Annotated in this window: 25 protein-coding genes and 1 other RNA gene; 7 read left to right on the top strand and 19 right to left on the bottom strand. The window is 61.9% G+C overall.

The features are described 5' to 3' along the window. Window positions 1-62: 62 nt before the first annotated feature. The 11 genes from OIM99_RS21635 to OIM99_RS21585 form a co-directional block, all read right to left on the bottom strand. On the bottom strand, window positions 63-905 hold the full coding sequence (locus OIM99_RS21635; RefSeq protein WP_311852554.1) for a protein-glutamate O-methyltransferase CheR: 843 nt from the start codon (window positions 903-905) through the stop codon (window positions 63-65). Further along, window positions 902-1,546 carry a CheB methylesterase domain-containing protein gene (locus OIM99_RS21630; RefSeq protein ID WP_311852553.1) on the bottom strand — a complete coding sequence of 215 codons (645 nt, stop codon included), beginning with the start codon at window positions 1,544-1,546 and terminating at the stop codon, window positions 902-904. Before OIM99_RS21630 ends, OIM99_RS21635 begins: the two co-directional genes overlap by 4 nt. Window positions 1,547-1,564: 18 nt before the next feature. Then, on the bottom strand, window positions 1,565-1,930 hold the full coding sequence (locus OIM99_RS21625) for a PleD family two-component system response regulator (protein ID WP_311852552.1): 366 nt from the start codon (window positions 1,928-1,930) through the stop codon (window positions 1,565-1,567). 25 nt (window positions 1,931-1,955) lie between these two features. Continuing rightward, window positions 1,956-2,483 (bottom strand): chemotaxis protein CheW, encoded by a 528-nt coding sequence (locus tag OIM99_RS21620; protein WP_311852551.1) that lies wholly within the window; start codon window positions 2,481-2,483, stop codon window positions 1,956-1,958. Further along, the gene (locus tag OIM99_RS21615) at window positions 2,480-5,014 is read right to left on the bottom strand and encodes a chemotaxis protein CheW (protein WP_311852550.1); all 2,535 of its coding nucleotides are present in this window, start codon (window positions 5,012-5,014) and stop codon (window positions 2,480-2,482) included. The genes OIM99_RS21620 and OIM99_RS21615 overlap by 4 nt, the downstream gene beginning before the upstream one ends. Window positions 5,015-5,095: 81 nt before the next feature. After that, window positions 5,096-5,755 carry a histidine phosphotransferase ChpT gene (chpT, locus tag OIM99_RS21610; protein ID WP_311852549.1) on the bottom strand — a complete coding sequence of 220 codons (660 nt, stop codon included), beginning with the start codon at window positions 5,753-5,755 and terminating at the stop codon, window positions 5,096-5,098. Window positions 5,756-5,959: 204 nt separating this feature from the next. Then, complete coding sequence (locus OIM99_RS21605) at window positions 5,960-6,763, bottom strand: class II aldolase/adducin family protein (RefSeq protein WP_311852548.1); 804 nt, start codon at window positions 6,761-6,763, stop codon at window positions 5,960-5,962. A gap of 12 nt (window positions 6,764-6,775) precedes the next feature. Further along, entirely contained in the window at window positions 6,776-7,759 is a 984-nt protein-coding gene (locus OIM99_RS21600) for a tripartite tricarboxylate transporter substrate-binding protein (protein WP_311852547.1), read from the bottom strand. A gap of 177 nt (window positions 7,760-7,936) precedes the next feature. Next, window positions 7,937-8,911: an ABC transporter substrate-binding protein gene (locus OIM99_RS21595; protein WP_311852546.1), complete on the bottom strand. Its 975-nt coding sequence runs from the start codon at window positions 8,909-8,911 to the stop codon at window positions 7,937-7,939. A gap of 123 nt (window positions 8,912-9,034) precedes the next feature. Beyond that, complete coding sequence (locus OIM99_RS21590; protein ID WP_311852545.1) at window positions 9,035-9,616, bottom strand: c-type cytochrome; 582 nt, start codon at window positions 9,614-9,616, stop codon at window positions 9,035-9,037. A 5-nt stretch (window positions 9,617-9,621) separates the two neighbouring features. Beyond that, window positions 9,622-10,908, bottom strand: coding sequence for a PQQ-dependent sugar dehydrogenase (locus OIM99_RS21585; protein ID WP_311852544.1), 1,287 nt, complete (start codon window positions 10,906-10,908; stop codon window positions 9,622-9,624). A 186-nt stretch (window positions 10,909-11,094) separates the two neighbouring features. Between OIM99_RS21585 and OIM99_RS21580 the strand changes: the two genes are divergently transcribed. Then, the gene (locus OIM99_RS21580; RefSeq protein ID WP_311852543.1) at window positions 11,095-11,733 is read left to right on the top strand and encodes a cupin domain-containing protein; all 639 of its coding nucleotides are present in this window, start codon (window positions 11,095-11,097) and stop codon (window positions 11,731-11,733) included. Then, window positions 11,733-12,350, top strand: coding sequence for a cupin domain-containing protein (locus tag OIM99_RS21575; protein WP_311852542.1), 618 nt, complete (start codon window positions 11,733-11,735; stop codon window positions 12,348-12,350). Before OIM99_RS21580 ends, OIM99_RS21575 begins: the two co-directional genes overlap by 1 nt. Window positions 12,351-12,532: 182 nt before the next feature. On the opposite strand, the gene OIM99_RS21570 is transcribed toward OIM99_RS21575, so the two are convergent. Both OIM99_RS21570 and OIM99_RS21565 read right to left on the bottom strand, forming a co-directional pair. After that, window positions 12,533-13,576 carry an extracellular solute-binding protein gene (locus tag OIM99_RS21570; protein WP_311852541.1) on the bottom strand — a complete coding sequence of 348 codons (1,044 nt, stop codon included), beginning with the start codon at window positions 13,574-13,576 and terminating at the stop codon, window positions 12,533-12,535. Window positions 13,577-13,602: 26 nt separating this feature from the next. Then, on the bottom strand, window positions 13,603-14,967 hold the full coding sequence (locus OIM99_RS21565; RefSeq protein ID WP_311852540.1) for an FAD-dependent oxidoreductase: 1,365 nt from the start codon (window positions 14,965-14,967) through the stop codon (window positions 13,603-13,605). Window positions 14,968-15,126: 159 nt separating this feature from the next. Between OIM99_RS21565 and OIM99_RS21560 the strand changes: the two genes are divergently transcribed. After that, on the top strand, window positions 15,127-16,161 hold the full coding sequence (locus OIM99_RS21560; RefSeq protein ID WP_311852539.1) for a hypothetical protein: 1,035 nt from the start codon (window positions 15,127-15,129) through the stop codon (window positions 16,159-16,161). Between the two features lie 58 nt (window positions 16,162-16,219). Here OIM99_RS21560 and OIM99_RS21555 read toward each other — a convergent pair whose 3' ends face one another. Beyond that, window positions 16,220-17,332, bottom strand: a complete 1,113-nt coding sequence (locus OIM99_RS21555) for an RluA family pseudouridine synthase (protein WP_311852538.1) — start codon at window positions 17,330-17,332, stop codon at window positions 16,220-16,222. Between the two features lie 67 nt (window positions 17,333-17,399). Between OIM99_RS21555 and OIM99_RS21550 the strand changes: the two genes are divergently transcribed. Next, window positions 17,400-18,605 carry a TIGR03862 family flavoprotein gene (locus OIM99_RS21550; protein WP_311852537.1) on the top strand — a complete coding sequence of 402 codons (1,206 nt, stop codon included), beginning with the start codon at window positions 17,400-17,402 and terminating at the stop codon, window positions 18,603-18,605. 4 nt (window positions 18,606-18,609) lie between these two features. Here the strand turns inward: OIM99_RS21550 and OIM99_RS21545 are convergent, their stop codons facing one another. Both OIM99_RS21545 and OIM99_RS21540 read right to left on the bottom strand, forming a co-directional pair. Then, window positions 18,610-19,362, bottom strand: a complete 753-nt coding sequence (locus tag OIM99_RS21545; RefSeq protein WP_311852536.1) for a class II aldolase/adducin family protein — start codon at window positions 19,360-19,362, stop codon at window positions 18,610-18,612. Between the two features lie 24 nt (window positions 19,363-19,386). Beyond that, window positions 19,387-20,322, bottom strand: a complete 936-nt coding sequence (locus OIM99_RS21540) for a tripartite tricarboxylate transporter substrate-binding protein (protein WP_311852535.1) — start codon at window positions 20,320-20,322, stop codon at window positions 19,387-19,389. Between the two features lie 220 nt (window positions 20,323-20,542). Between OIM99_RS21540 and OIM99_RS21535 the strand changes: the two genes are divergently transcribed. Continuing rightward, on the top strand, window positions 20,543-21,394 hold the full coding sequence (locus OIM99_RS21535) for an SDR family oxidoreductase (RefSeq protein ID WP_311852534.1): 852 nt from the start codon (window positions 20,543-20,545) through the stop codon (window positions 21,392-21,394). A 148-nt stretch (window positions 21,395-21,542) separates the two neighbouring features. Here the strand turns inward: OIM99_RS21535 and OIM99_RS21530 are convergent, their stop codons facing one another. The 3 genes from OIM99_RS21530 to rnpB all read right to left on the bottom strand — a co-directional run bounded on the left by OIM99_RS21530 (window position 21,543) and on the right by rnpB (window position 24,620). Beyond that, window positions 21,543-23,621 (bottom strand): tripartite tricarboxylate transporter permease, encoded by a 2,079-nt coding sequence (locus OIM99_RS21530; RefSeq protein ID WP_311852533.1) that lies wholly within the window; start codon window positions 23,619-23,621, stop codon window positions 21,543-21,545. Window positions 23,622-23,795: 174 nt separating this feature from the next. Next, window positions 23,796-24,098: a hypothetical protein gene (locus OIM99_RS21525; RefSeq protein WP_311852532.1), complete on the bottom strand. Its 303-nt coding sequence runs from the start codon at window positions 24,096-24,098 to the stop codon at window positions 23,796-23,798. A 139-nt stretch (window positions 24,099-24,237) separates the two neighbouring features. Continuing rightward, window positions 24,238-24,620, bottom strand: an RNA gene (gene rnpB / locus OIM99_RS21520) — RNase P RNA component class A. A 411-nt stretch (window positions 24,621-25,031) separates the two neighbouring features. Between rnpB and OIM99_RS21515 the strand changes: the two genes are divergently transcribed. Together OIM99_RS21515 and OIM99_RS21510 are read left to right on the top strand one after the other, a co-directional pair. Next, the gene (locus OIM99_RS21515) at window positions 25,032-25,316 is read left to right on the top strand and encodes a hypothetical protein (RefSeq protein ID WP_311852531.1); all 285 of its coding nucleotides are present in this window, start codon (window positions 25,032-25,034) and stop codon (window positions 25,314-25,316) included. A 42-nt stretch (window positions 25,317-25,358) separates the two neighbouring features. Continuing rightward, window positions 25,359-26,162: an N-acetylmuramoyl-L-alanine amidase gene (locus OIM99_RS21510; RefSeq protein WP_311852530.1), complete on the top strand. Its 804-nt coding sequence runs from the start codon at window positions 25,359-25,361 to the stop codon at window positions 26,160-26,162. Window positions 26,163-26,171 lie beyond the last annotated feature (9 nt).

Here is a 26,171-nt window from a genome sequence, read left to right as displayed (position 1 = left end):
CCGGTTCATCTCGATCGAAAAAGCCCCGGCATGCCGGGGCTTTTTTATTCCAGGATGATGTTTCAAGCGGTGGCGAGGCGGCTGGCCGGTGCTTCGGACTTCGATTTGCGCAGCCGCAGCAGGGCCGGGCTTTCCGGCAAAGCCGCGAAGGCGCAGTCACCGGGCGTGAACTCGGTCGCGCCGAGCATCAAAATGCCATCCGGCGTCAAGGTCCTGGCCAGACGGTTGAGCACGGTCTTGCGGGTCGCCTGATCGAAATACATCAGGACATTGCGGCAGAAGATCACGTCGAACGGACCGAACCGGCTGAAGTCGTCGATCAGATTGACCTGTTGGAACTGCACCTGCGCGCGCAGGCGCTCGGTGATCCGCCATTTTTCCAGGTCGCGCTGGAAATGGCGCAGCAAGAGGGCGACGGGCAGGCCGCGCTGCACTTCGAACTGATTGTAGAGACCGCCGCGCGCGGTCTCTAAAGCGGAAGCGGAAATGTCCGAGGCGACGATCTCGATCGTCCAGTCCTTGAAACGATGGGCTTCCTCGTCGAGCACCATGGCAAGCGAATAGGGTTCCTGGCCGGTGGCGCAGGCCGCCGACCAGATGCGCAGGCGGCGCTCTTCGCCTTTGCGCTCGAGCAGGCGCGGCAGAATGACCTCGCGGAACAGTTCGAACGGTTTGCGGTCGCGAAAGAAGAAGGTTTCGTTGGTCATCATTGTGTCGACGACGGCGGCGGATAATCGGGGATCGCTATGCCGCAGAAACCGGTCGATCAGATCGTCGATCGAAAGGCCCAGGCGCCCCGCCACCGGGGCCAGGCGTTGTTCAGCCGCTTGCCATTGATCGCTTTCAAGCGCGACCCCCGTGGTGGCTTTGAGAAAGGTCCGGAATTGATCGAACCGGTTGGTCATGCGGCGCGTCCGGGCTCGACGGGACGAAACAACGACGCGATTTTCAGGCCCATGACTTTGATGGGCAGCACCATCGTCGCATGGCCGTGTTCGACGACGGCGCCGGGCATACCCCAAGCGGCGCTGGATTTCTCGTCCTGGGCGATGATCGTGCCGCCGGCCGCGGCAACGGCGGCGGCGCCGGCAAGCCCGTCGTGGCCGGTGCCCGTGAGCACCAAAGCCAGCAAGCCATGGCCATAGGTCGCGGCGGCGGAGCGGAAAAGCACATCGACGGCCGGCCGGCAGAAGTTTTCGCTGTCGCCGTCATCGAGACGCATCATGGCGCGGCTGGGGCGGCCGGTGATCCGCAAATGCCGTCCGGCGGGTGCGACATAGATATGGCCGGGGAGCGGTGCGCCGTCGGTTGCGGTGCTGGTCGGCCGGCCGCTGACGCGTTCGATATAGGCTGCGACCATGGCCGAGAAATCCGTCGGCATATGCAGGACGAGGAAGATCGGGGCGGGAATATTGCAATCGACGAGCGACTCGAAAAGCGTCGCCAAGGCCTCGGGACCGCCGGCGGATGCGCCGATGACGATCGCGCGCGGCTGCGCGATCGCGGCGGACTTACTGGATTTCGCTTTGGCGTTTTCTTTGGTCATGCCGGCTGAGCCACGCCGTTAGGCGAGGCCGATTTCCTCGAATTTGGATTGAACGATGCGCGTGTCGAAAGGCTTCATGATGTATTCGTCGGCGCCGGCGTGCAGGGCGCGGGCGATGTGCGAGACATCATTCTCGGTCGTGCAGAAAATGACCTTGGGGTGCGTGCCGTCCGGGCGGCTGCGCAGGTTCTGCAGGAAGGTCAGGCCGTCCATCACCGGCATGTTCCAATCGAGCAGGATGCCGTCGGGCATGCGCTCCATGCACATGGCGAGGGCTTTCTCGCCATCGTCGGCTTCCGAGGTCTCGAAGTGAAGCGATTCCAGGATGCGCTTGGCGATCTTGCGGATGACGGTGGAGTCATCGACGATCAGGATGTGCTTCATGATAGGTCTCCGTCCATTTCACTGGTCAGGCGGCTTGCGCCGCGGTGCTGGCCAAAACTGTTTTCGCGATGTCGAGCACAGGCAGGAGCGTTTCGCCCTGCCGATAGATTGAAAGGGTGAGCTGCGCCCGCGCATCGGCGATGTGCGGGGAAGCGGGGAGCCGATCGGCTTCCCGTACTTCGACGACGTCCCGAACCGTATCGACGATCAAGGCGAAATCCTCGTCCTCATATTTCAGGCATACGGCGAAAGCGTTGTTCACCGTATCGGTGGGCAGGCCGAGCCTCTGGCGCAGGCTGACGGCGGTGAGAATCTTGCCGCGCAGATTGATCAATCCGACCACATAGGGGGGGGCCAAAGGCACGGGCGTGACATCGGTGACGCGAAACACCGTTCGCACATGTTCGATCGGCAGGCCGAACGTTTCACCGTTGATGGTCACGACGAAGACGAGCAGCGCGGAAACGCTATCGGTGCGTTGCGCGAGTGCCGATGAAACGGGGGCACCGGTGCGCCGTTGCAGTTCGGGGCGGTTCATGTCGGGACGATTCATGCGGCCGCTCCGTTCATGGCGCTGCCTTCAATGGATGAAGCGCCGAAGGTATCGGCTTCCAGCGCCGTGCTCAGTCTGTCGATCAGGGCGGTGCGATCGAACTTGCCGATCACATCGGTCATACCGGCCTTGCGCGCCGCGGTGGCGATGGTGGGGCCGGCGTAAGCATCGATGGCGATGATCGGCCGCGATCCGAAAGCGTGGTCGGCGCGCAAGGTCTGCGCCAGCTGATAGCCGGTCATGCCGGGCATATCGATGTCGGAGATCACCGCGTCGAAATCATGCCCGCGCTCGACGAGGCTGAGCGCTTCGGCACCGCTGGCCACGGAGGTGACGTCATAACCGGCGGCGGAAATGACAGGAGCGAGCAAATCGCGGAAGAACTGCTTGTCGTCGACGAGGAGAATGTTGAACTTGCGCGCATGGCCGCGCTGGAAGGCCTTGGGCAGCGTGATCTGCATGTAGTGGGCGAGATCGACGATCTCAGTCGCTTCCCCGGCCAGGATCGTCGAGCCAAGCACGGTGGGCACGGACGCGGGAATGTTGATGTTGAGCGGCTCGTCGACGACGTCGATGATCTCCGATACGGCCAGCCCCATGGGTTCGCCGCCGACGCCGATGATCAAAACCGGCCATTGCGTTTGGGTGGAGAAATCGGCGTCCCAGCAGGCGGCGAGCGGAATGATGGAGCTGCCGCGCTTGAGGACATAGGCGCCGCCGGATTGATCGATATCGGCGGTGGCGACATTTTCGATGCGAGAAATCTGCGACAGCGGCACGGCCTTGCGCGGGCCGGGGCCGGCGCGGAAGACGATCATGCGCGTCGCTTCCTTGACATAGGCGCTGTCGTCTCGCTGCTTCGGGCTGAAGTTGGTCGATGTCGACAGGCCGAGCGTCGTCGCAAGGCTGGCGATATCGAGTATCAGCACCACCGAGCCGTCGCCGAGAATCGTATTGCCGGCGAAGCCGGCGATATGCGCCAGAGACGGACCCAGCGGCTTGACGACGATTTCCTGAATATCGGCGATTGTGTCGACGGTGGCTGCGAAGGTCGCGGTGCCCGAGCGCAGCACGATGACCAATTGTTCGCGATCGATAGCGATGGGCGGCGCTGCTCTGTCGAAGTGGCTGGCGAGGTCGATGACCGGCAGGATTTCATCGCGCAAATGCAGGACAGGGGCGTTTTGCATCAGGTCGAGACGGCAGGATCCGCCAGGCTGGCAGGCGACGGCCTCTATGACGGCGTTTTGCGGCACGGCGAAGCGATGGCCGCGCGAGGTGACGACGAGCGCCGGCGTGATCGCCAAGGTCAGCGGCAGTTTCAGCTTGAAGACGCTGCCGATGCCCGGCTGGCTCGACATGTTGATCCGGCCGCCGATGGACTCCACGGTCTGCCGGACGATGTCCATGCCAAGGCCACGGCCGGACACCTGCGTCACGCGCCGTGCGGTCGAGAAGCCCGGCGCGAAGATGAAATTGTAGATTTCATCGCGCGTCATGGTGGCGATATCGGCCGAACTGGCGAGGCCGAGCGACAGGGCTTTGGCGCGGATCTTGTCGGCGTCGAGACCACGGCCGTCATCGGCGATTTCGATCGTGACGTGGCTCGCTTCATGGGCGGCCGAAACGCGAATGCGGCCCACAGCCGACTTGCCGGCGGCCAGACGTTCGGCGGCCGGCTCGATGCCATGGTCGGCGCAATTGCGGATGATGTGGACGAGCGGCGTGCGCAACAGTTCGACGAGCTGGCGATCGAAATTGGTGTCGGAACCTTCGACGATGAGGTCGATTTTCTTGTCGAGTTCGTGGCTCAGATCGCGCACCAGGCGCGGCAGGCTCGAGAACAGCCGATCGATCGGCTGCATGCGCACCTGCATCACACCGTCCTGCAGATCGGTCGTGATGGTCGATAGGCGCTGCATCGACAGTGCCAATTCGCCAGTGTTGCTGTGGCGGCTGATCTCGGAGAGCTGGTTGCGGGTGAGTACCAGTTCGGACACCAGCCGCATCAGCCGTTCGATAGTGCCGACCGCGATGCGAATGCTGGCGCTGTCGCGGTTCGACGCGGGCGCGTTGGCGGGCTTTGCGGCGGTTGGGCTTTCGCCCGCCGGTTCGGCCGATGCCGGTGCTTCCGCCTTCGGTTCCTCGCTCGGAGCGGTCACGATCGCCATGCCTTCCAGGGCGGCGATCAGCTCGCTGTCGTCTTGCACCGGTTCCTTGCCGGTCTTTTCCAAGCCTTCGAGGATCGATTGAATACGGTCGACCGTGGAGAGGATCAGGGAAACGGCGGCGGGGGTGGCGACGCGATCGTCGCGAATGCGCGAAATGAGGGTTTCGGCCGCATGGCTCAGGCGTGCCAGGCGGTTCAGGTCGAGAAAGCCGCAGGTGCCCTTGATCGTGTGGATCAGGCGATAGATGGCGGTGATGCTGTCGAAGTTAGAGGGCGTGCGTTCGAAGGCGACGAGCTGCGAGGCAACGGCTTCGATCTGCTCGTTGGTCTCGACAATGAATTCGTTGAGCAGTTCGTCCATTACGCACGCCTATCCCGCCGCGGTTCATGCGGCCATAGAACAGAGCACACAATGGGTTAAGGCCTGGTTGTCAGGGCTTCTTCAGGCCGCGGCGGCCATGGTCGCCGGGCGGGCGTCGATCGACACCTTTTCCGGGGTCACGGCGATTTCAACGTTCATGTCGCACGCCCGGGCGACGAGGCCGGTGTAATAGGCCTGGATGCCGTGGGCATCGATATTGCCGGTTTCCGGTTCCCCAGCCAGCAAAGCGGGAACGCCGTTGGCCAGCCGCAGATTGGGGCCGGAGGCTTCGAGCGCCACGTTGGTGGTGTCGTTCTCGCCGGAGATGACAACGCGCAGCAGGCCGCCACGGGGAATGCAGGCGGAGGCGATCAGGCACAGGTTGAGGATCAGCTTAACCTTGTTCTTCGGCATGAGCTGGCGGGTGCCGACCCATTCGAACTTCAGCCGGTCGTCGGCCAGAAGATTGCGGGCCACCTGTTCGGCATCGCCGGTATCGATGGAGGCGCCCGCCGATCCGGCGGCGCCGAAGGCGAGGCGGCAGAATTGCAGTTTGGCGGAAGCCGTATGGGCGCTCTTGCGGATCAGATCGTTGGCGAACTTCCGCATTTCCGCGTCTTTTTCCTCTTCGAGGACTTCCAGACCGTTGATGATGGCACCAACCGGGCTGATGACGTCGTGGCAGACCTTGGAACAGAGCAGGGCGGCCAGATCGAGAGCGTCGAGCGAAAAGGTCGGCATGTGAAAATCCCAATGGCTGCGATGAGACAGACGACCAGCGACGGCCGGACGCAGACTGTCAAAATGGCGGAAATCTGGTGAACAAATCCCTAACGCCGTTAGCGAATCATCACGCTTTCGTAGCCTTAAGGAATAGTCGCGCTCGCCCGCGATGGCCAGACCCGATCGCGGTTCCCCGTCAGGTTTTGCGATCGGGTGCCATAATCACGTGCGATAAGAGGGATCGCGGCGATCGAGCATGCGCTTCAAAGCCGGCCATTCGATCGCGCCCTGCGCGCGCACCTGGCCTTTGGCATCGCGCGTCGGCGAAACAGCGAGCTGCTGGTTGGAACGCGCAATGATATCGCCCGCTGGAATATTCAACTCAGAATTGCAGGCGAGTGCCAGGAGCTGCGTGCGACAGGCGCGTTCCAATCGGTAGATATTGCTGAAGGCTTGGGGAATGCTGGCGCCGGTGGCGAGCAAACCGTGATTGCGCAGGATCATCACCTCGCTATCGCCGAGATTGGCGACGAGGCGGCCGCGCTCGTCGAGATCGACGACCACGCCTTCAAAGTCGTGATAGGCGATCTTGCCCCAGCGCATGGCCGTCTGCGTCAGCGGCAGCAGGCCGCATTTGAGCGATGAGACCGCCATGCCCGCATCGGTATGGGTGTGGACGATACAGGTGACGTCGTGCCGGGCGCCATGAATGGCGCTGTGAATGACATAGCCCGGCAGATTGATCGAATAATCCGGATTGGAATTGGCGATGATATTGCCGTCGAGATCGATCTTGATCAACGACGAGGCGGTGATCTCCTCATACATCATGCCAAACGGATTGATAAGGAAATGCTCCTCCTTGCCCGGCACGCGGGCCGAGATGTGGTTGAGGTGCAGATCGCACATGCCGAAATGATCGACCAGACGATAACAGGCGGCGAGATCGACGCGGGTCTGCCATTCGGCTTCGTCGATATCAGCCGGTCTTGCCGAGCGGCTGTCGATGCGCGGATCGGTATTCATGATCGTTTATCCCTATTGCTGGGGGATATTGGCATCGGCGATCACTTTGCGCCAGCGGGCAAGATCGGTGTCGTAGATCGCCTGGAGAGCCTCTGGTGGCCCCGGCCGCGGATTGATGCCGATGCCGCTGAACATCTTGCTGACATCGGGCGCATTCAGCGCCTCGTTGATGGCGCTGTTGAGGCGCGCGATGACGGAGGCCGGCGTCTTCTTCTGCACGACGACGCCATTCCACGAGATCAGCGAATAGCCGGGAACACCGGCTTCGACGAGGGTCGGCACCTCGGGCATGAACGACACCCGTTTATCCGAGGACACGGCTAGGGCGCGCAGGCTTCCCGACTGAATCTGGCCCATGACGCCCGGCAGGGTTTCGAAGGCCGCCTGAATCTGATCCGACAGGACATTGGTGGTGACGTCGCCGGTGGTGCGGAAGGGCACGATTTGCATTTTGACGCCGGCCATGGAGGAGAACAGCAGCGCCGCGAGATTTTGTGCGCTGCCGGTGCTGATCGTGCCCATGTTGAAGGCGGCGGGATTGGCCTTGGCGCGCTGCAACAGGTCGGACACCTGTTTCAGCGGGCTGTCCTTGCCGGTGACGATGACGAAATCGAAAACGCTGATCGTGGCCACGGGCGCGAAATCAGTGTGCCAATCGAACGGCACCGATTTGAACAGCGAGGGCGAGATGGCATTCTGGCCGCTGACGAGCAGCAGCGTGTGACCGTCCGCTTCGCCGCGCGCCACCATGCCGGCCGCCTGCATGCCGCCGGCGCTGGGCATGTTTTCGATCACCACGGGCTTGCCGAGTGACACGGACATTTTTTGCGCGACGGCCCGCGCGGCAATGTCGCCCAGTCCACCGGGGCCGAAGCCGACGACGAACTTAAGGGGACGTGTTGGGAAGTCTTGTGCGTTTGCGACGCCAGATAGCAAGCCGACAACAACAGACGCGGATAGCGCGATGATGCCTTTGGCGATCTTTTCCCCCAGCATGGTGTCACCGTTCCCCTGCAAATTGCTTGTTATCGCATGACTATAAAATCTCTCTTGCAAACACGCAATTTGCAGGCGCGTTTTGATTGATGAAACGATCCCCGTTGCGCCGAAGCTCTCAGCTATCGACGGCGACGCCAACAGCTCTCTCAAGCGAAGCCGATACCCATGCGTCCTTCACTTGTAGTAATATTTGAATAGCTCGTCCTGTTCGGCTTGGGTCAGCGGCTTGCTGATGAACTTCAGCGCCAGCGCATCTTCCATGGCGACGTCGATGCCGACGCGGCGTTTGAGATCGAGCGCTTCCTTGGGGGTGAACTGATCGCGCGCGATGCGGATTTCCTTCTCTGGCAGATTGTAGATCTTGCAGAAGGTCAGCAATCCCTCGTCGCCTTTGTACATCCAGTTGAGCGTTTCGTCGTAAGCGGCGAGGAAACGTTTCAGCACGTCCGGACGCTTCTCGATGAAGGTGAGATTGGCGACATGCATGCGCGCCGTCATGTTGCGATACTCGGGAATGTCGTCGTAGCGCGCCAGCAGACGGATCTTCTTGTCTTCGAGAAGATCGATGCCGAAGGGCACCGCCGACCAGCCGATGTCGATCTGGCCGGACATCACCTGCGCATAAGTGGCTTGCGACGTGCCGGTGGCCACGGGCTTCATCGCCGTGCCGGATTGCTTGATGAGTTTGAGGGTGGCGATGTTCGAGGACGAGCCGCCGGCCGAGAAGCCGATGGTCTTGCCGGCGCCGTCTTTCAGCGATTGGATCGGCGAACTGGCATTCACATACCAGAAGATGTCGCGCGCGCCCGATGTGGACGAGGCGATGGGTCGGATCGGCGCGCCCTTGGCGAAGGCCGCCATGATCGAAGCGGTGCCTGTGCCGATAGCGACGTCGACGCTGCCGGAGATCAAAGCCTGCAAGGTTTCGCCGCCGCCCGATGTGTAGAGCACCTCGACCTTGATGCCGTGTTTGGCGAAAATGCCGGCTTGCTGGCCGACGTCGGCGACCGATGTCTCCCAGTTTCCGCGCTGCGGAATGGCAACCTTGACCACATCCTGAGCGCTGGCCAGCGAGGGCAGAGCGGTTGCAACGACAAGGCTGAACAGCGCAGGCAAATAGGCCGGCACATATCTCGTGCGATATGCCATCAAGTCCTCCCTTCAAGAGCGATCACGCTCTAGGGCGCGATGCGCAATCTATCCTCCGGAGGGCAGTTTGCCTTGGTTCCGGCCAGCCGTCGAGAGTGGTCGGGCGATCTTTTTTTCGCGGGCCTATTTCGTGCTGGCGTATTGAGCCAAGGCCAGAAGATCTTGGTCTGAGACGCCGACGATCACCGCCGTCATGGCGGTGTCGGCACCGCTGCGGCGATTGTCGCGGAAAGCCTGCATGGCTTCGAACATATAGTCGATGCGCTGGCGTGCCAGGCGCGGCATCTGCTCGCGTCCTTCCAACCCGTCGCCATGACAGGAGGCACAGCGCAGCCGCTGCGCCAATTCGGCGCCGCGTTTGACCAAAGCGGGATCGACCGTTTCATCTGTTGGCGCGGGCTTGAGGCCTGCATAGTGCTGCGCCAAGCCCTGGATCTCCTCGTCCTTCAGGTCCTTGACGAAGGTCATCATCTGCTCGACCTGGCGCACGTTCTCGCGCATCAGCACCAATTGATTGAGCACGAAGAATTCCGGCTGACCGGCAAGGGAGGGGATTTTTTCCATTTTGGAATTGCCGTCTTCGCCATGACAGGCGGCGCAGGTTTGCAGTCGCTCGTTCAGCGCCTGCGCCATCGCGGGCGGTGCGGAAAAACTGGCGGCCCACATAAGGGCCGCCAATCCGAACATGCCGTTCAATCGCTGCATCATTCTCACCGTCTGGCGGTCCGGCCCGCATAGCTGATGCGATAGATCGCGCCATTCTGTTCGTCGGAGACGAGGAGGGCACCATCGGGCATCGGCAGCACATAAGCCGGGCGACCGTAGAACTTGTTGTCCTTGGCGCCGAGCAGGCCGGTCATGAACGGTTCGATCTTCGCGCGGCTTCCCGAAATGCGGGCGACGACCACATCGTAACCGAACTTCTCTTCGCGGTTCCACGAGCCGTGCCGGGCGATGAAAGCAACGTTCTTGTAGGAAGCCGGGAACATCGAGCCGGTATAGAAGCGGATGCCCAGGCCAGCCGCGTGCGGTCCGGTGAGCGCGGCGGGCAGAATTACGCCCGCGCAGGCATTGGGCTTCTTGATGTCGGGATCGGCAATGCCGTTGGCGTGGCAATAGGGGAAACCGAAATTGGCGCCGACCATGTTCTTGGGCAGCCGGTTCAGCTCGTCTTCCGGTCCGGCATTGCCGGCCCAGTCGCGACCGTTGTCGGTGAACCACAATTCGCCGGTGACGGGATGCCAATCGAAGCCGACCGTGTTGCGCACGCCGCGCGCGACGATTTCCATGCCCGAGCCATCGGGATTGTAGCGGCGGATCTGGCCGTGAACGCCGGGATTGATCTCGCAGATGTTACAATTGGCGCCGACCTGGATGTAGAGCTTTCCATCCGGACCGAAGGCGGCATATTTCCAATTGTGGTGAACTTCCGGCGGCAGTTTGAACTTGTCGGTGAGATCGATGGGTTCGCCCGGACTGGCCAGCTTGTCCTCGATATTGTCGTAACGCAGCACGCGATTGATCGCGAGCACATAGAGCGCGCCATCCTTGACGACGAGGCCGTTTGGCTGCGTGAGCCCGGTGAGCAGGGTCTTCACCTCGCGCTTGCCGTCCTTGTCGGTGATTGCATAGACGCGACCGAGCGTGCGCGTGCCAACGAACATGGTGCCCTTCGGGCCGACGACCATGGTGCGCCCGCCGGGATGACCGCTCGACCACACTTCCGCTTTGAAGCCTGGCGGCAGTTTGATCTTGTCGAGTGGCAGACGATCGACCGCGGTGGCAAGCGGCGGAACGGGAATTGGCGCGAGCTTCGGATCCTGCTTGCTCCCGGTGGGGTTCGAGAGATCCATCTGGCTGAGACCCGGCGGCCCGGACGGCGCGGCCGCGGGTGGTGCTGGCGGTGTGGCTGGAGCGGGCTGCTGGGCGAGTACCGCAGTGCTGAGCGCCAATGTTGCCGACAGGGAAAGCGCCGTGAATGCAATCGTGCGATGCATGATAGTTCCTCCTCCGCTTCAGCCGGCTGCAAGTTTTTGCGCAATTTACCGGCCCCATCAGCAACTTAGGGGGCTCCATACGCAGTGGCAATGGGCCAAAGGTCGACACATGACATCCGCTAAAGGCGCGCGTATAGACAGGCTGCAAACGCAAGCCGAGCTCCAGCCTTGGCGCGGGAGGAACCAATGACGACGGATTCCAGAGTACAAAAAGGCGGTGCGCAACCCGCCGACATCGGACACAATTCGGCGGTGCTCGAAGAGAAGCGCGAAACGCTCTATCACCGCAAGAAAGACCGCGTTTTCGTGCGCGGCATTCAAGGCGAATATAACGTCAAGCAAGAACTCGATCGGTTGCGCTCGGTGCCGCGCGTGCGCAAGGCGAAGGACATCAAGTTCGTCGACGGGCCGCAGGCGTTCAGCCGCCACTATGTCGAACCGAAAGACGGCATCACCCAGACCTTTCACATGCATCTGGAAGAATATGCGCCGGGCGCCTCGTCGCAGAAGCATGGTCACGTCAACGAAGCGGCTTTCTATATTCTCGACGGCGAAGGCTACGAGATTCACGATGGCGTGCGTTACGATTGGAAGGCCGGCGACATCGCCATCGTGCACAACAATTGCGTGCATCAGCATTTCAATGCATCGAAGGACAAGCCGGCGCGCGCACTCGTGATCAAGACGAAGCCGATGTATCTCTTCCTCAACATGCTGTTCCAGAAGACGGTGAAGGAACGTCCCGTCGACGTGACGCCCGAGTGCGAAGGTTTCGAGGCGCGCGAGATCGAGGACGATTTCAACCATCCCAAGGGAGGTTACTGATGGCCTGGGGCGAAAGCGCAAGCTGGCTCACCGGCCAGAACAACGAACATCTCTATCAGCGCCTGTTGGACGATGCGCGCGATGCGCCATCACGCAATGCGCGCCGCAAGAAGGTCGTCCATCCGCACGAAATGCCGTGGGAGATGTCGCGGCAGGGGCTGCTCAAACATCTGCTTAACGAGCAGATGAACACCCGTATCGAGACGGTCGACGCCTATATGCAGATCATTCCGCCTGGCTCGCGCTCGGGCCGGCATCGGCATCTGGCCGAGGAATGCGTCTATGTGCTCGAAGGGCGTGGCTACGACCTGCATCAGGACTGCGACGTCGAGATCACCGACGTGTTCTCCTGGACGCCACAGGACGAGATCAAGAAACTCGAATGGGAAGCCGGCGACTATATCTACATTCCGCCGAATACCATTCATCAGCATTTCAATGCCGATCCGAAGCTGCCCGTGCGGCTGATTTCCTCGACCGCGCGCATCTTCAAACAGATGGGGCTCAACACGCTCGATCAGATGGAAGACGCGCCGGAATATGATCCGACCGTGACCTTGAACGAGCAGGTGATCCGCGAATTCCTGCGCGGTGAGCGCAAGGGCAAGAATCTATAAGGTCGGAAGGCGAACTCTCCGTGTCATTCCCGACGCGCCGTAGGCGCGAGCGGGAATCCAGGGGCGAGCGGTAGAGCGTGGCAGTCTGCCGTGCGTTACGACAGTTTCGCTGCAAGCATTCTACCACGCGCCCCTGGATCCCCGCTCAGCCGCTACGCGGCTGTCGGGGATGACACTGCGGACTACTGATAAATCTTCTTGGCGAGGGCGATGCCCTCGTTCTGCCGGTCGGGATCGGTGGTGCCGAGCAATTTGGCGTTGGCGAAGGGCCTGACCTCCGGCGGAATCTTATCGGCCAGGCCGTCGCGCACGACGCCCATGCCGGTCTTCGCCCAAAGCAATTGCGCTTCCTCCGACATGCCGTAATCGATGTAGAGGCGTGCCGCATTGGGATGCGGCGCATTGCGCATCAGCACATTGCCATAGAGCACGAAGGGCACGCCTTCGGCCGGAATGATCGGCTTGACCGGCAGTCCCTTCAGATTGGCGATGTCGGTGAGGATGAAGGGCACATAGATCGGATATTCGCCACGCGCGACGCGCCGGCCGGCTTCCCGCATGTCGCGGGTGAAGGACGGCTCGTTCTTCGCAAGCTCCTGATGATATTTTTCGCCGAGGCCCGCTGCATTGAGCTGTGCGAAGAACATCAGATAGCCTCCGCCGACGGCGCGCACGTCGTCGGAGAGAATCTTGCCCTTCCATTTCGGATTGGCCAGATCGGCCCAGCTCTTGGGTTCGTCTTCCGGCTTGATCATCGAAGCATTGATGAGAATGCCGTAGGGGATGGTCATCGATGGGGCGAAGAGATTGTCGCTCGTCATCTTGGCGAATTCAGGCTTCAAGGTGGTGATATTGGGCACCGCCTCGTGCTGCACATAGCTCTTGTCCTCGCGGGCGATCAGCCTCGCCTGGCCTTCCGACGTATAGGTGACATCGGCGATGAAGCGGCCGGCGCCTTGTTCGACGCGGGCACGTTCGCGAATGTCGGACCCGCGACCCTCCAGCACGTTGACCGTGATGCCATATTTGCTTTGGAAGCCCTGAACGATGGCTTTCAAGGTCGGATCGCCGACGAGTGCCGTGTAGAGAACGAGCTCCTTCTCGTTCTTGGCATCGGCGATCACCTTGTCCCAAGCCGCATTTTGAGCCAAGGCCGGTGGCATCGTCAAAGACAGCGCCAGAGCCAAGGCCATTAAGGCCGTCCCACTCTTTCTGATCGTTTTCATAATTTCCCTCCCTTCCAGTCTATCCCCTAATTCAGATTTCTATCCTTTCCGCCGCCGTCGGTGCGGTCGAGATTGGCGCTGAGGCGCTTCTGTAAAGCACCGACATCGATCTGTTGCACGCTGCCGGAACCCGCGAGATCCAGCGCGTGCGCGGCGGCCGCGCCCATGGCCATGCAAGGCCCCATCACGCGCACGCTCGAGAGCGCCGCGAGGTCGGCATCGATGCAGCGGCCGGCGGCGCAGAGATTGTCGGCCTCTTCCGGGATGAGCGAACCGAGCGGAATGTAATGGGCGTGATCTTCCGGAAAGGTCTGCCAGGCATAGCCAGCGCCGTGGTCATGCAGTTCCACCGGCCAGGCGGTGCGGCCGATGGCATCGGGATGACGGAAGCCTTGCCGCACTTCTTCGAGCGAGAGCTGATGCCGGCCGACGATCCAGCGTGTCTGCCGGATGCCGGGCATGCCGTAGCTGCGGATTTTCGCTTTTCCGAAACAGTCTGGAAATTGTTCCATCAGGAATTTGACCGAAAGATCGGCCTGCGCCTTGCCGTCGAGCGTCGATTTGGAGGCAGCGAGCGGCTCGAGCGGCGTATCCGTATGGGTCATGTTGAGCGCGGCGATGTTGCGGCCAGGAATGACGAAGGACACGCAATTGCGGCGCAGCAGGCCATAGGCCTCACCCTTCTCCTCCATCTTCTGCGCCAATTGCGCGCGCGTCGGATGAGCCGCTTCATCGATGTTCTCGACCACCACCATCTGTGTGCCGAACACCGGATTGCCTGAGGGTTCGCGGCAGGCGAAACCGCCGAGCCACGCGAGGGCGGCATCGCCAGAGGCATCGACGAAGCCTGTCGCTTCGACGATGACGTCGCCATAGCGCGTCGCCAGCTCGATCGATTTAACGCGCCGGCCGTCCCGCTCGACCTTGCGCATGATGGCGCCGAGAATGGTGACGATACCAGCCTTGCGCACGCTCTCTTCGACCCAGCGACCGAGCGCCACTTCATCGTAATAGACGACCGTCGTCACCGGGCCGTGGCGATAGTAGAGCGCCTTATCCATGGCGCCGAGGTCGCGCAGAATATCGTCGGCAATGCCATGGGTGAATTGATAGCCATAGTCGCCATTGGAAAAGAGGCCGCAGAACGTGCCGATGATCGAGTTGACGGCTTGTCCGCCAAGCACCGGTAGGGAATCGACAAGAATGACGCGGCGGCCGAGACGCGCGGCTTCGATGGCCGCGGAAATGCCGGCGGCGCCGGAGCCGATCACGCAAATGTCACAGGAAACCCGTTGTGTGGGGGCATGAGCGTCGCGGCGGACGATGCGCGTTCCCGTTGCGACCTCGCCGACCGTCTCGGGATTGGAATGTTCGGAATGCGCAAGCCCCATCAGACGTCCTCTTTTGTTTCTGTCTCTTTTGTTCTTGGCCGGGCAGGTTAGCGGCGTAACCGAGGCAAGCAAGAGATTTGTGCAAGTGAATGGTTCTTCAACAGGAACCTCGTGGGACGGTAGCGGTTTTTGTAACAGACGAAACAGAAGGAGATTGCAGTGGGCAGGTTCCTGGTTGCGGCTGTTTTCGCAATGGTGACGGCCTTTCAACAGGCTGGCGCACAAGAGGCGGTCGGACAATTCTACAAGGGTCGTACGATTGCCATTTTGGTCGGGACGTCAGCTGGTGGCGGCTACCATGTCTATGCGCGGCTGATGGCGCGTTTTCTGAGCGCGCATGTGCCCGGCGCGCCGAATGTCGTCGTGTCCAACATGCCGGGAAATGCCAGCAATGTGATGGCAGCGCATGTGGCAACGACCGCCGTGAAAGATGGAACCATTATCGGCGCCGCCTTTTCGACACAGCCACTTGCCGCCATTCTCGAAGATCCCTCGCGGCTGCGTTATGACCCGATGCGCTTACGCTATCTTGGCAGTGCGAGTGCTGATCTTTTCGTCTGCGTGGCGCGTCCCGATGCGCCGGCCAAGACGTTCGCTGACACGTTCAAGGCGGAACTGGTCGTCGGTGGCACGAGCGAGACCGAGGCGACGGGCTATCTGCCTCTTCTGCTGAACAATGTGCTGGGCGCCAAATTCAAGCCGGTGCTCGGCTATCCCAGCAGCCGTGAGATCATGGCCGCCATCGAGAAGAACGAAATTCACGGCATGTGTGGCATGAATTGGACGAGCCTCTCCACGCAATATGCGCCACTGCTCGACGAGAAGAAGATCCGTGTGATTGCCCAGGAAAATGCCCGGGGTGCCGATGAACTCGACAAGCAAGGCGTGCCGCGCACCTTGGAATTCGCCAAGACCGAGGAACAGCGCACCATCCTGAACACGATCTACGCGCAGGAGATATTCGCGCGGCCTTATTTCGTCGCGCCGGACGTGCCGCACGAACGCGTTGCTGCCTTGCGCAAGGCCTTTATGGACACATGGCAGGCGCCGGAGTTGCAGGCGGAAGCCAAGCGCATGGGGCTTGAGGTCGACCCGACCTCCGGCGAAGATCTGCAAAAGCTGCTGGAGAAAATCTATGGCGCCTCGCCGGATCTTTTGACCAAGATCCGGGACGCGATCCGGACGAAAAACTGAAGTTTTGTGTTTGACGCGTTCTCTTCACGCGAACCGGCGTCCACTTCGCTCGAAAACGCTACTCCGCTTGCGTGCGCAGCGCTTCGAGAAGCACGGCCATGTCCTGCGGCAGTTCGCTTTCAAAGGTCAGGGCCTCGCCGGTGATCGGATGGTCGAAGCCGAGCACGGCGGCATGCAGGGCTTGCCGGCCGAGCTGTTCCAGCCGTTGACGCGGTTCTTCGTCGAGCCGCGCGGCTTTGGTGCGAAATCCCGTGGCATAAACCGGATCGCCGAGCAGCGGATGGCCGATGTGGGCCATGTGAACACGGATCTGATGCGTGCGGCCTGTTTCGAGGTGGCAGGCAACGAGGGCAGCGATCGGTGCATCTCGCTTGCCGAAGGTCTCCTGCAATTCCCAATGGGTGATGGCTTCGCGGCCGCGATCGTCGCGCACGACGGCCTGTTTCTCGCGGTGGGTGGGGTGACGGCCGATGGCAGTCTCGATGGTGCCGTGGCCGCGTTGCGGAGCGCCCCAGACCAGCGCCAGATATTCGCGCTCGAGCCGCATCGTGCGGCCATGATCGGCGAAGAGCGCGGCAAGCCCTTGATGCGCCGCATCGGTCTTGGCGACGACGAGCAGGCCAGAAGTGTCCTTGTCGATGCGATGGACGATGCCGGGCCGCCTGACGCCACCGACGCCTGAGAGCGAGGCGCCGCAATGGGCGATGAGTGCATTGACGAGCGTGCCTGTCTCATGGCCGGCGGAGGGATGCACGACCAGGCCCGCCGGTTTGTCGACGATGATGAGATGCTCGTCCTCGAAGACGATGTCGAGCGGGATGTTCTCGCCTTCCGGCTCGGCCGCCACCGGGGGCGGTACGTCGATGGTGACGATCTGTCCGGCACGCACCTTCGATTTGGCGTCGCGGGCGGCCCGGCCGTCGATGGTGACCTGGCCATCTTCGATCAGGGCCTGGATGCGCGTGCGCGACAAAGCTTCGCCGGCGGCATCGGCAAGGCCCGCCAGATAGCGATCGAGCCGCTGGCCGGCGCCGGTCTCATCGACGGTGTGGCTGCGTTTACCGGCCTCCGGCGTCGCTAAAAGACGCGGCGGCGGCCGTGGCAGATCGTCATCGTCGTCAGGCAGGTCGAAAATACCCGCCTGGTGGCGGCGCTTGGCATGCTGGTTCATGGGCGGAGGGATAGCACAGCGACACCGATCGGACTAAGGCTTTGGCGTGATTCAGCGGGGCAGTGGATTGGGCCAGAAAAGCGCATGTGTCGTCGGAGCGGGGCCCGCGGGGTTGATGGCCGCCGAGCGTCTGGCCCGCGCCGGGCTCGCCGTGACCGTTTTCGACCGGATGGCCTCGCCGGCGCGTAAATTCCTGCTCGCCGGGCGGGGCGGCCTCAATCTGACCCATAGCGAGGATTTCGAGCGTTTCGTGACGCGCTATGGTGCGGCGGCCGAGGTTTTGCGGCCGATCCTGGCCGGGTTCCCGCCACAGGCCCTGCGCGACTGGAGCGCGGAGCTCGGCGTGCCGACCTTCGTCGGGTCGAGCGGGCGGGTGTTTCCGGAGAGTTTCAAGGCCTCGCCGCTGCTGCGCGCCTGGCTACGGCGCCTGGACGAGCTGGGAGTGGTCCTGCGGCCGCGCCATATGTTCACGGGCGTTGCTGACGGGGCCGTGCTGCTGAACGATCCGTCCGGCCAGGTCCTCAAGCTGACGGCAGATGCCATCGTCCTGGCGCTCGGCGGCGGCTCCTGGCCGCGCTTGGGGTCCGATGGCGCCTGGGCGTCGACGTTCGAGACGCAAGGGGTGGCGATCAGCCCGCTGCGGCCGTCCAATTGCGGCTTCGAGATCGCATGGTCGGCACATCTGAGACAACGTTTCGCCGGAACGCCTTTGAAGAATATCGCGCTCGATTTTGGCGGCGAGCGCGTGCGCGGCGAAGCGGTTGTCGCCGACTATGGGATCGAGGGTGGGGCGGTCTATGCCCTGTCGCCTGTGCTGCGTGAAGCGATCGCCCGCGACGGACAGGCGATGCTGTCGATTGATCTGCGCCCCGACCTTGAGGCCGCGCAACTCGCCACGCGTCTCGCCGCGCCGCGCGGCAAGGCGTCGATGTCATCGCACTTGCGCAAAGCGGCCGGATTGACGCCGATCGCCTCGGCTCTGCTCTATGAAGCGGGTGCGTTGCCGAGCGAGCCTGCTGCTCTCGCGGCGCGCATCAAAGCTCTGCCGCTGCACCTGTTGCGCCCACGACCGATCGAACGCGCCATTTCCACCGCCGGGGGTGTCAGCTTCACCGAAGTCGACGAAACGCTGATGCTGAAACGATGGCCGGGCCTGTTCATCGCCGGCGAAATGCTCGATTGGGAAGCACCGACCGGCGGCTATCTGCTGCAAGCCTGTTTCTCGACCGGCTTTGCCGCGGGCGAAGCCGCGGCAAAATGGGCTCAGCGGTAAAGCTTCAGGCAGTTTCTTCCGCCCATTCCGGCGGGATGATGCCGATTTTCTCGGCCTTGTTCAGATAGTATTTCCAGAGCTTGCCGACGTGGAATTCGCGCATCTCGGATTTTTCCAAGAGGTCGAGTTCTTCCGGCGTGAGCGGCTTGATCTTCCGGCCAGCCTGCATCACCTGCATCTGCGCGCGGGCGTTTTCGTCGAAATGGACGGCATCGACCAGAAGGGCCGGCACCGATTCCGCCACCAGGATGAGACCATGGGCGCGCATCAGCGCCGCATGATGGGGGCCGAGATCGTCGGCTAAAATCTTGCCCTGTTTCTTGGTCTTGATATGGGTCGGATCATTGCTCGTTGGGATGCCGCTTGCCCAGCGGGCGGCGCGCGAACGCATAGGCACGAGCTGCACGTCTTCCATCATGGTGAACATGATGGCGAGTTCCATGTGGCAGTGAACGAGGGACTGCACGTCCGGCCGTGCCTTGTAGATTTCGCCATGGATCGGAATTTCCACCGGCGGCTTGCGATCGTGATCGCCGAGAATATTGCCTTCGAAATCGACCATGATCAGCCGTTCCGGATCGATGTGCGAACGCGGATCGGTCGAGGGTTGGATGTAATAGGCATCTTGGCCCGGAATGCGGACGCTGACGTGGCCGGAATAATCCAGCATGCCTTCCATCACAAGAATGCGCGAGGTGATCGCCACTTCGCGACGCAGTCGCGCCAGTGAATTCGATGTCGATTGTGTGCCAGTCATGGTCGTTTCGTTCCCTTAGACTACTTATTTTGAACTTGTGTTCTGTTCGACTTCGCCAATGATCTCGTTGAGGCGCTGGGTGATGTCCTTCGGCGATGCGACGATGTCGGCGACGATCTTCTGCATCTGCGCTCCGCTCACCGGATCGATCTCGAATTTTTCGCGCTTGGCTTCTTCGACGAATTTCGGATCGGCCACCATGGTGTCGAAGGCGTCGCGCAAAGTCTTGACGCGATCGGCCGGCGTGTCGGGCGTGGTGAAGATCGGCCGGCCGATTTCGGTGGGCGACGAGAGCAGTTTGAGGACGGCGCGGTCCTGATCGTTCTTGGCGAGGTCCATCAAGAGCGGTACATCGGGAAGATCCTCGGCCTTGTTGAGACCGATCTGCACGAGAATGTTGATCTTCTTGTCACGCAGCCAATCGGCGCGCGTCGACTTCCACGACTGCCAGGTGTTGGATCCCCGCACGGCGACCTCGCCGCGCTCCAGCGCGATATTGATGTCGTTGCCGCCGGGATAGCCAAGGATGATTTTGAACTTGGTGCCGAGAATGGCATTCATCGCTTTGGGATATTGCGACGATGTCGAGCCGCCGGTGGCGCCGACCGTGACTTCCTGTTTCATCGCATCTTCGATGGTGCGAATCCCTGACGTGTGCCACGCGACTGTGGTATTGTTCTCGCGACTTGGGTTGCCGATATAGATCAGCTTGTTCACGTCGAAGCGGATCTGCGGGTCACCCAGGGCTTGCGCGATGGCGAGCGATTGATCGGCTGTCGCCAGCACGGAGCCGTCTTTGGGGGCGGCGGAATAGACCCAAGCGGTTGCTGTCCGGCTGCCGCCGCCCGGCATGTTGCGCGGCACGATCACCGGATTGCCGGGAATGTAGTTCGCCAGGAACCGGGCCATCAGGCGCGCGTAGAGATCGTAGGTGCCGCCGCTTGAATAGCCGATGATCATGTCCATCTTCCGGCCCTTGTAAAAGGCTTCGGGAGACTGGGCGGCCGCTGGCCATGCACTGAGGACGGCAAGTGCCGTTACGAACGATAGGCGCGGGAATCGTGCCATACGAGGTTTCCTCCAGAAATGATTTTGATGCTGTTTCTCGACAGCTATGACTGGCGATATACTGTCCCTTGACGGTTTGTACAATCGGCCCTCGCGCAAATAGGAGCGAGTGATGAATCGGGACAAACGATTGCACGGACGAGTGGCGCTTGTCGTCGGTGGTGGTGGCGAAATCGGCGGTGCCATCGCACGTCGCTTTGCCTATGAAGGCGCCAGCGTACTTGTTGCCGATCTGCGTTTGGCATCGGCGGAAGCCGTGGCCGACGATATTCGCACCGGTGGCGGCAATGCAGGTTCCATCGCCATTGACGTTGCCAGTCCTGAAGCATGCGAACGCGCCTGCGCCAAAGCGGTGGATTTATTCGGTAAACTGACAACTTTGGCGAATATGGCCGTGGCTGTGACGCCGACGCAGACTGTCGAAGAGCTAGCGATCGGCGATTGGGCCGAAGCTTTGGCCGTGAATCTCACCGCCACCTTTCTGACGGTGAAATATGCTGCACCTTACATGCGCAATGCGGGGGGCGGATCGATCGTCAACATCGCTTCGCAGCTTGGCCATATTGGTGTGGCGCGACATTCCGCTTACGCGACGACCAAGGCCGGTTTGATTCAATTGACCAAATGTATCGCGGTGGAACTGGCGCCCGACAACATTCGCGCCAATACGATTTCGCCCGGTTCCATCGATACCGATCGCAGCAGTCGCGCCTATGGCTCGCGCGAGAATGCAAGGCGCATCCGCGGGCCGGCACATCTTCTGGGCCGGACGGGCCGCGTCGATGAAGTGGCCTTCGCAGCGGCTTTTCTCGCCAGCGACGAAGCCTCGTTCATCACTGGTACTGATCTTCTGGTGGATGGCGGCTATCTCGCTTTCAAAGGCGAGATGCCGGTGAAAGGGAGTGCCACGCCCGTATTGGAAGAGGTCATTCCAGAAGGGCAACGACCCATAACAAAAGGCTAGCGATCGTCGTCACGAATGCCGCGAGGCGATCGCCGTCGAGGCAGAGCACGATGGCTGCAATGACCAAGGCGGCCAGTGGCATGTGCCACCAGCCGCCTTGCACAGGCGGACCGTCTTGTGAGTTCATTCTCGCGACGTCATCCGAAGCCTACATGGACGGTATGTTGTCACGCAGCCAGGGGAAGGTGTCTCCCAGCAGTGATCCCGGCCACGGGATCGCCAGCAACTGATCGAACAGGCCATAGACGAACAGCATCATGACGAGCGCCATGGTCAGCGTCAGTGTCCAGCGCTCGCGTCCTTCGACGCGCATGAACGCGACGATGAAGATCGGCACCGTTGGAATAAGCCCGATCAAGGCCATCGAAATCAGGAAGGCGACCATCCAGCCGAAGAAGATGGCACCCCGCAGAACGATGGTGCGCGGCGGCAGATGGGTGATGTTCGACGCGATGTCCATATGGACCTTGGCGTTGGGATCCGATGCGATTTCGCTGGTTTCTCCCGGCTTGATCGGTTCGGCTTCTTTCTCCGGACGTTTGAAGATCTCGTTCAGCAGCGACAGCGAGCAGAACAGGATCGCGCCGGTGCCGACGATCACCGGAATGATCTTAGCCGAGAAGTTCCACTGCACCGCCTCGATCATCATCACCGAGAACAGGCACAGGAGCCCGATCGGGAAGATATGCGAGGGGCGCAGCCGTGGCGCAGACAATTCTCCGATCATGCCGCGGAACCCGCCGTGACGCCGCACGTCCTGCAGGAACGGTCGTAGGATGCTGATCGCCGACATCAGGAAGAGAATGATGACGATCGGGCGCAGCATCCAGCTGGTGCCGTAGCGTTGGATCGAGATGAACATGTAACGTTCGAGAATGCTGCCCAGGATGAAGCCGAGCACCAGCGGCGGGCGCGGCCATTTGAAGTGCTTGGCACCCCAGGCCATGACGCCAAAGCACAGCAGCGAAATCAGATCGCCCCAGCTCCGGTGGCCTTCGAAGGCGCCGATATAGACGAAGCATAACACCACCGGAAGGATCAGCGTGTAGCGCAGCGTCGCCATTTTCGCGAACTGGCCCGAGAACAGGAAGCAGAGGCCGGAACCGAGAATGTTGGCGATGGCGATGCTCCACACCATGGAATAGGTGAGGCCGAGGTTCTTGGTCAGCATTTCCGGACCCGGCACCAGGCCGTGCATCAGGAAGGCGCCGAGCAGGATCGCCATGCCGGCGGAGCCGGGCACGCCAAAGACCACGGTGGGCACCAGCGCGCCGCCTTCGCGGGAGTTGGTGGCGCTTTCCGCCGCGATCACGCCGCGCACGTCGCCGCTGCCGAAGGTCTGCTGCGCGCCTTTTTCGGTGCGGATCGCATGACCATAGGAGATCCAGTCGATGACCGAGGCGCTGATGCCGGGGATGGCGCCGATGACGGAGCCAATCCAGGCGCAACGCAGCACCAGGAACCAATGGCGAAAGCAGTCCTTGCAACCGGCCCACAGCCCGGCGCTGGTGTCCATCATCTGCTCCGACTTCACCACGGCGGTGCGCGCCACGGCGAGATCGCACAGTTCCGGCAGCGCGAAGACGCCAAGAGTGACGGGCACCAGCGGCAGGCCTTCCCATAGATACAGGCTGTCCATCGTCCAGCGCAGCGTGCCGGTCTGCGGATCGGAGCCGATCATGGCGATCATCATGCCGAAACAGGCCATGGTGAGACCGCGCAGCGGTGTGTTGCCGGAGAGAACGGCGACCATGGAAATGCCGAAGACGGCAAGGCCGAGCAGTTCCGGCGAACCGATGAAGAGAATGGCCGGGCGAATGATCGGCAAGGTGACGCCCATCAAAATGGCGCCGAAAATGCCGCCCATCAGCGCCGACATGTAAGCGGCGCCAAGGGCCCGTCCGCCTTCGCCGCGCTTCGTCATCGGATAGCCGTCGATGGCGGTGGCGGCGGATGCGGCATGGCCTGGCGCGCCGAGCACGATGGCCGATATCGGGTCGGCGGTGGTGGTCGTCGCGCCCAGCCCCAGAAGCAGAGCCATGGCAGTGGTGGGATCGAGATTATAGGTAAAGGGCAGCAGCAGGGCTGTGCCGGCCACGCCGCCAATCCCGGGCAGGATGCCGAGCGCCAGGCCCATCACCACGCCGCCGAAGAGATAAATCAGGCGGTGTAATTCCATCATCGAGAGAAAGGCCGATCCGACAGTCGAGAGCAGGTCGGTTTCCATGGTCAAATCCTGAAAAAGCAAAGTCGCTTGTGAACGATGTCGCCGAAGCGCGACGTTGGGCGCGACGGGACATGCGAATGTTTGAAAAGGCTACGGCGGGCCGGCGTGGGCGCACCGTGTCACGCGGGTCGTGTCACGCGCTTGGATAGACGGTCGCGTGAGAAACGGGCGTGATCAGTTCCGCGCCGGAGGTCCGCGCGCGCTGAGGCCAAGCAACGATGCCGGGATGATGCTTTGCGCATCGAGCGACAGGAAGGCGAGCGCGACACCATGCAGGATGGGTGTCGGCAGGGGAGCGGCGGCAAGCAACGTGTCGTCGCTGTCAAAGGCCGACGTTTCGTCGTCACCACCGTCGAGAGGATCGAGGCCCGTGCTTTCGATGACGGAGGCGATTTGCGATGGCGCTTGCCACGTGCGATCGAATTGCAGACTGAGCAGTGCGAGGAAGACGAGCGCAAAGCCGGCAAGCCAGGCCATCGGCCTGCTCGAAGCGGCAGTGTTGCGGTGTCCCCAAACCATTGTCGGCCGTTCGCCTTTGACGTTTCCCCTGCGGCCGTTTGCCCGGCCGCAGGGAAGCCTTTGCACGTTCGGGCAGATAAGTCCAATAGTGAACAATAGTGCCAGTCGGCCTGTAAGCCGGGTTCTGTAGGGCCGCAGCGCAAGGCTGCGACGTGACGGCCATTCCTCTGGGACGGCTGTTACCAGCCGCCTCAAGCAACCAACCCGGGCGACGATCCGGAGAGGATCCGGACCCGAAGGTCCTCGTCGCCCCTATTCGGTTTTGCTCCCGGCGGGGCTTGCCATGCCGCGTCCGTTGCCGGACGCGCGGTGCGCTCTTACCGCACCTTTTCACCCTTACCGTCCGGAGTTGCCTCCATCAGGCGGTTCGATCTCTGTGGCGCTATCCCTGGGGTCACCCCCGCCGGACGTTATCCGGCGCCGTTTCTCCGTGGAGCCCGGACTTTCCTCTGCGTGAGCAGCGGCCGTCCGGCCGACTGGCGGGGCAACTCCTAAGGCACCAGGCCCAGGATGACAATGGCAGTGTCAAAGCTGCGACTGTGCCCTTTGGGACTGCGTAGCATCGCGGAGGCAGAGTTTCGCGCGACGCCGTTCATGCTGCAGTCGCAAGGTCGATCATCAATACGGCCGAATTCCGGTTGTTGCAGCACAGCATCGGATCATCGTGGATTTGCTTGCTGAAGGCGCGGGAAAGAAGCAGATTTGATTGGCTTGGGCCCGTTAGTTGACATGTTTCATCCATGTCCTTGCGTTGAGGGGACCTGGAGGGAGCGCGTGGCTGGAACCAAGCCGGCGGCCCATGCATTTCCATATAGCCGCATGAAACAGTTCGGACTTTGCTCGTTGGATTGTCCAAGGGCCCGTCCGTTCGCTCAGATGAAGGAGGCTCATATGAAGAAGTTTGCCCTGGCAGGTGCTGCGCTTGCCGCGGTGCTCTCGCTGGCTGCCTGTAACACTCCGGGTGAACGGGCCGCGGGTGGCGCCGTGATCGGTGGTGCGGGCGGCGCGCTTGTCGGCGCGGCGGTGTCCGGCGGTTCGGCGGGCGGCACGCTCGCGGGCGCGGCCATTGGCGCGGCGGGTGGTGCTGTCATCGGAGCCAATACGGCGCCGCGCTATGGATATGGTTGCCGTCGCTGGGGGTATGACTATTACGGCCGCCGTGTCTGCGTCCGTTAAGGCGGACTGTTCAAATCGCGCCATTCAGCTTAGCTATCGGGCATGGATGATTTCACGCCCGATAGCTTTTTAGTCTGCGACCTGCACCCTTCGCCGAACCATGGCGAACGGCGTGGATGCGATGGCCCCGATGCCATCATCCTGCATTACACCGGCTTGCGCACAGGCGACGCGGAAGCCTCGTGGCGCGCCGATCCTGGCGGCGAAGCGCTGCGCTGGCTGATCGATCCGGTCTCGCAGGTCTCAAGCCATTATCTCGTTCATGAAGATGGGCGCATCGTGCAGCTGGTGCGCGAAGCGCGGCGCGCCTGGCATGCGGGGCGTTCGTCCTGGGCGGGCGAAACCGACATCAATTCCTTTTCGATCGGCATCGAGATCGCCAATCCAGGACATGATGGCGGTCTGCCGCCGTTCGCCGACAAGCAGATCGAAGCGGTTATCGCACTCTGCCGGGATATATCGGCACGCCATCGTATCGTGCCGCAACGGGTTCTCGCCCATTCCGATATCGCGCCGGGACGCAAGATCGATCCGGGCGAGCGCTTTCCCTGGGATGAATTACACCGGCAGGGCGTCGGCCATTGGGTGAAGCCGGAAGCGATCAGCGGCGGCCGTTTCTTCGCGCGAGGCGACAGTGGCCAGCCGATCGAAGCGCTGCGCGCCATGCTCGCCATGTATGGCTATGGCATCAGCATCGAACCGGAATTCGACGAGGCGACCGAGAATGTCGTCGCGGCATTCCAGCGCCACTTCCGGCCGGCCCGCGTCGATGGCGTGGCCGACAGTTCGACCATTCTTACATTGCGCAATCTGATCGCGGCGCTCGATGCGCCTGCGATCGTTTAGGAGGGAGCG

The sequence above is a fragment of the Methylocella sp. CPCC 101449 genome (assembly GCF_031921685.1).
In the GTDB taxonomy this organism is placed as follows: Bacteria; Pseudomonadota; Alphaproteobacteria; order Rhizobiales; family Beijerinckiaceae; genus Terripilifer.
This window is presented reverse-complemented; position numbering and strand designations above follow the sequence as displayed.

What these genes read in the sequence shown, in the direction of transcription:
- OIM99_RS21635 (WP_311852554.1), bottom strand. Translation starts at nt 905, where the DNA reads ATGACCAACCGGTTCGATCAATTCCGGACCTTTCTCAAAGCCACCACG.
- OIM99_RS21630 (WP_311852553.1), bottom strand. Translation starts at nt 1,546, where the DNA reads ATGACCAAAGAAAACGCCAAAGCGAAATCCAGTAAGTCCGCCGCGATC.
- OIM99_RS21625 (WP_311852552.1), bottom strand. Translation starts at nt 1,930, where the DNA reads ATGAAGCACATCCTGATCGTCGATGACTCCACCGTCATCCGCAAGATC.
- OIM99_RS21620 (WP_311852551.1), bottom strand. Translation starts at nt 2,483, where the DNA reads ATGAATCGTCCCGACATGAACCGCCCCGAACTGCAACGGCGCACCGGT.
- OIM99_RS21615 (WP_311852550.1), bottom strand. Translation starts at nt 5,014, where the DNA reads ATGGACGAACTGCTCAACGAATTCATTGTCGAGACCAACGAGCAGATC.
- chpT (WP_311852549.1), bottom strand. Translation starts at nt 5,755, where the DNA reads ATGCCGACCTTTTCGCTCGACGCTCTCGATCTGGCCGCCCTGCTCTGT.
- OIM99_RS21605 (WP_311852548.1), bottom strand. Translation starts at nt 6,763, where the DNA reads ATGAATACCGATCCGCGCATCGACAGCCGCTCGGCAAGACCGGCTGAT.
- OIM99_RS21600 (WP_311852547.1), bottom strand. Translation starts at nt 7,759, where the DNA reads ATGCTGGGGGAAAAGATCGCCAAAGGCATCATCGCGCTATCCGCGTCT.
- OIM99_RS21595 (WP_311852546.1), bottom strand. Translation starts at nt 8,911, where the DNA reads ATGGCATATCGCACGAGATATGTGCCGGCCTATTTGCCTGCGCTGTTC.
- OIM99_RS21590 (WP_311852545.1), bottom strand. Translation starts at nt 9,616, where the DNA reads ATGCAGCGATTGAACGGCATGTTCGGATTGGCGGCCCTTATGTGGGCC.
- OIM99_RS21585 (WP_311852544.1), bottom strand. Translation starts at nt 10,908, where the DNA reads ATGCATCGCACGATTGCATTCACGGCGCTTTCCCTGTCGGCAACATTG.
- OIM99_RS21580 (WP_311852543.1), top strand. Translation starts at nt 11,095, where the DNA reads ATGACGACGGATTCCAGAGTACAAAAAGGCGGTGCGCAACCCGCCGAC.
- OIM99_RS21575 (WP_311852542.1), top strand. Translation starts at nt 11,733, where the DNA reads ATGGCCTGGGGCGAAAGCGCAAGCTGGCTCACCGGCCAGAACAACGAA.
- OIM99_RS21570 (WP_311852541.1), bottom strand. Translation starts at nt 13,576, where the DNA reads ATGAAAACGATCAGAAAGAGTGGGACGGCCTTAATGGCCTTGGCTCTG.
- OIM99_RS21565 (WP_311852540.1), bottom strand. Translation starts at nt 14,967, where the DNA reads ATGGGGCTTGCGCATTCCGAACATTCCAATCCCGAGACGGTCGGCGAG.
- OIM99_RS21555 (WP_311852538.1), bottom strand. Translation starts at nt 17,332, where the DNA reads ATGAACCAGCATGCCAAGCGCCGCCACCAGGCGGGTATTTTCGACCTG.
- OIM99_RS21545 (WP_311852536.1), bottom strand. Translation starts at nt 19,362, where the DNA reads ATGACTGGCACACAATCGACATCGAATTCACTGGCGCGACTGCGTCGC.
- OIM99_RS21540 (WP_311852535.1), bottom strand. Translation starts at nt 20,322, where the DNA reads ATGATCATCGGCTATTCAAGCGGCGGCACCTACGATCTCTACGCGCGC.
- OIM99_RS21535 (WP_311852534.1), top strand. Translation starts at nt 20,543, where the DNA reads ATGAATCGGGACAAACGATTGCACGGACGAGTGGCGCTTGTCGTCGGT.
- OIM99_RS21530 (WP_311852533.1), bottom strand. Translation starts at nt 23,621, where the DNA reads ATGGAAACCGACCTGCTCTCGACTGTCGGATCGGCCTTTCTCTCGATG.
- OIM99_RS21525 (WP_311852532.1), bottom strand. Translation starts at nt 24,098, where the DNA reads ATGGCCTGGCTTGCCGGCTTTGCGCTCGTCTTCCTCGCACTGCTCAGT.
- OIM99_RS21515 (WP_311852531.1), top strand. Translation starts at nt 25,032, where the DNA reads ATGAAGAAGTTTGCCCTGGCAGGTGCTGCGCTTGCCGCGGTGCTCTCG.
- OIM99_RS21510 (WP_311852530.1), top strand. Translation starts at nt 25,359, where the DNA reads ATGGATGATTTCACGCCCGATAGCTTTTTAGTCTGCGACCTGCACCCT.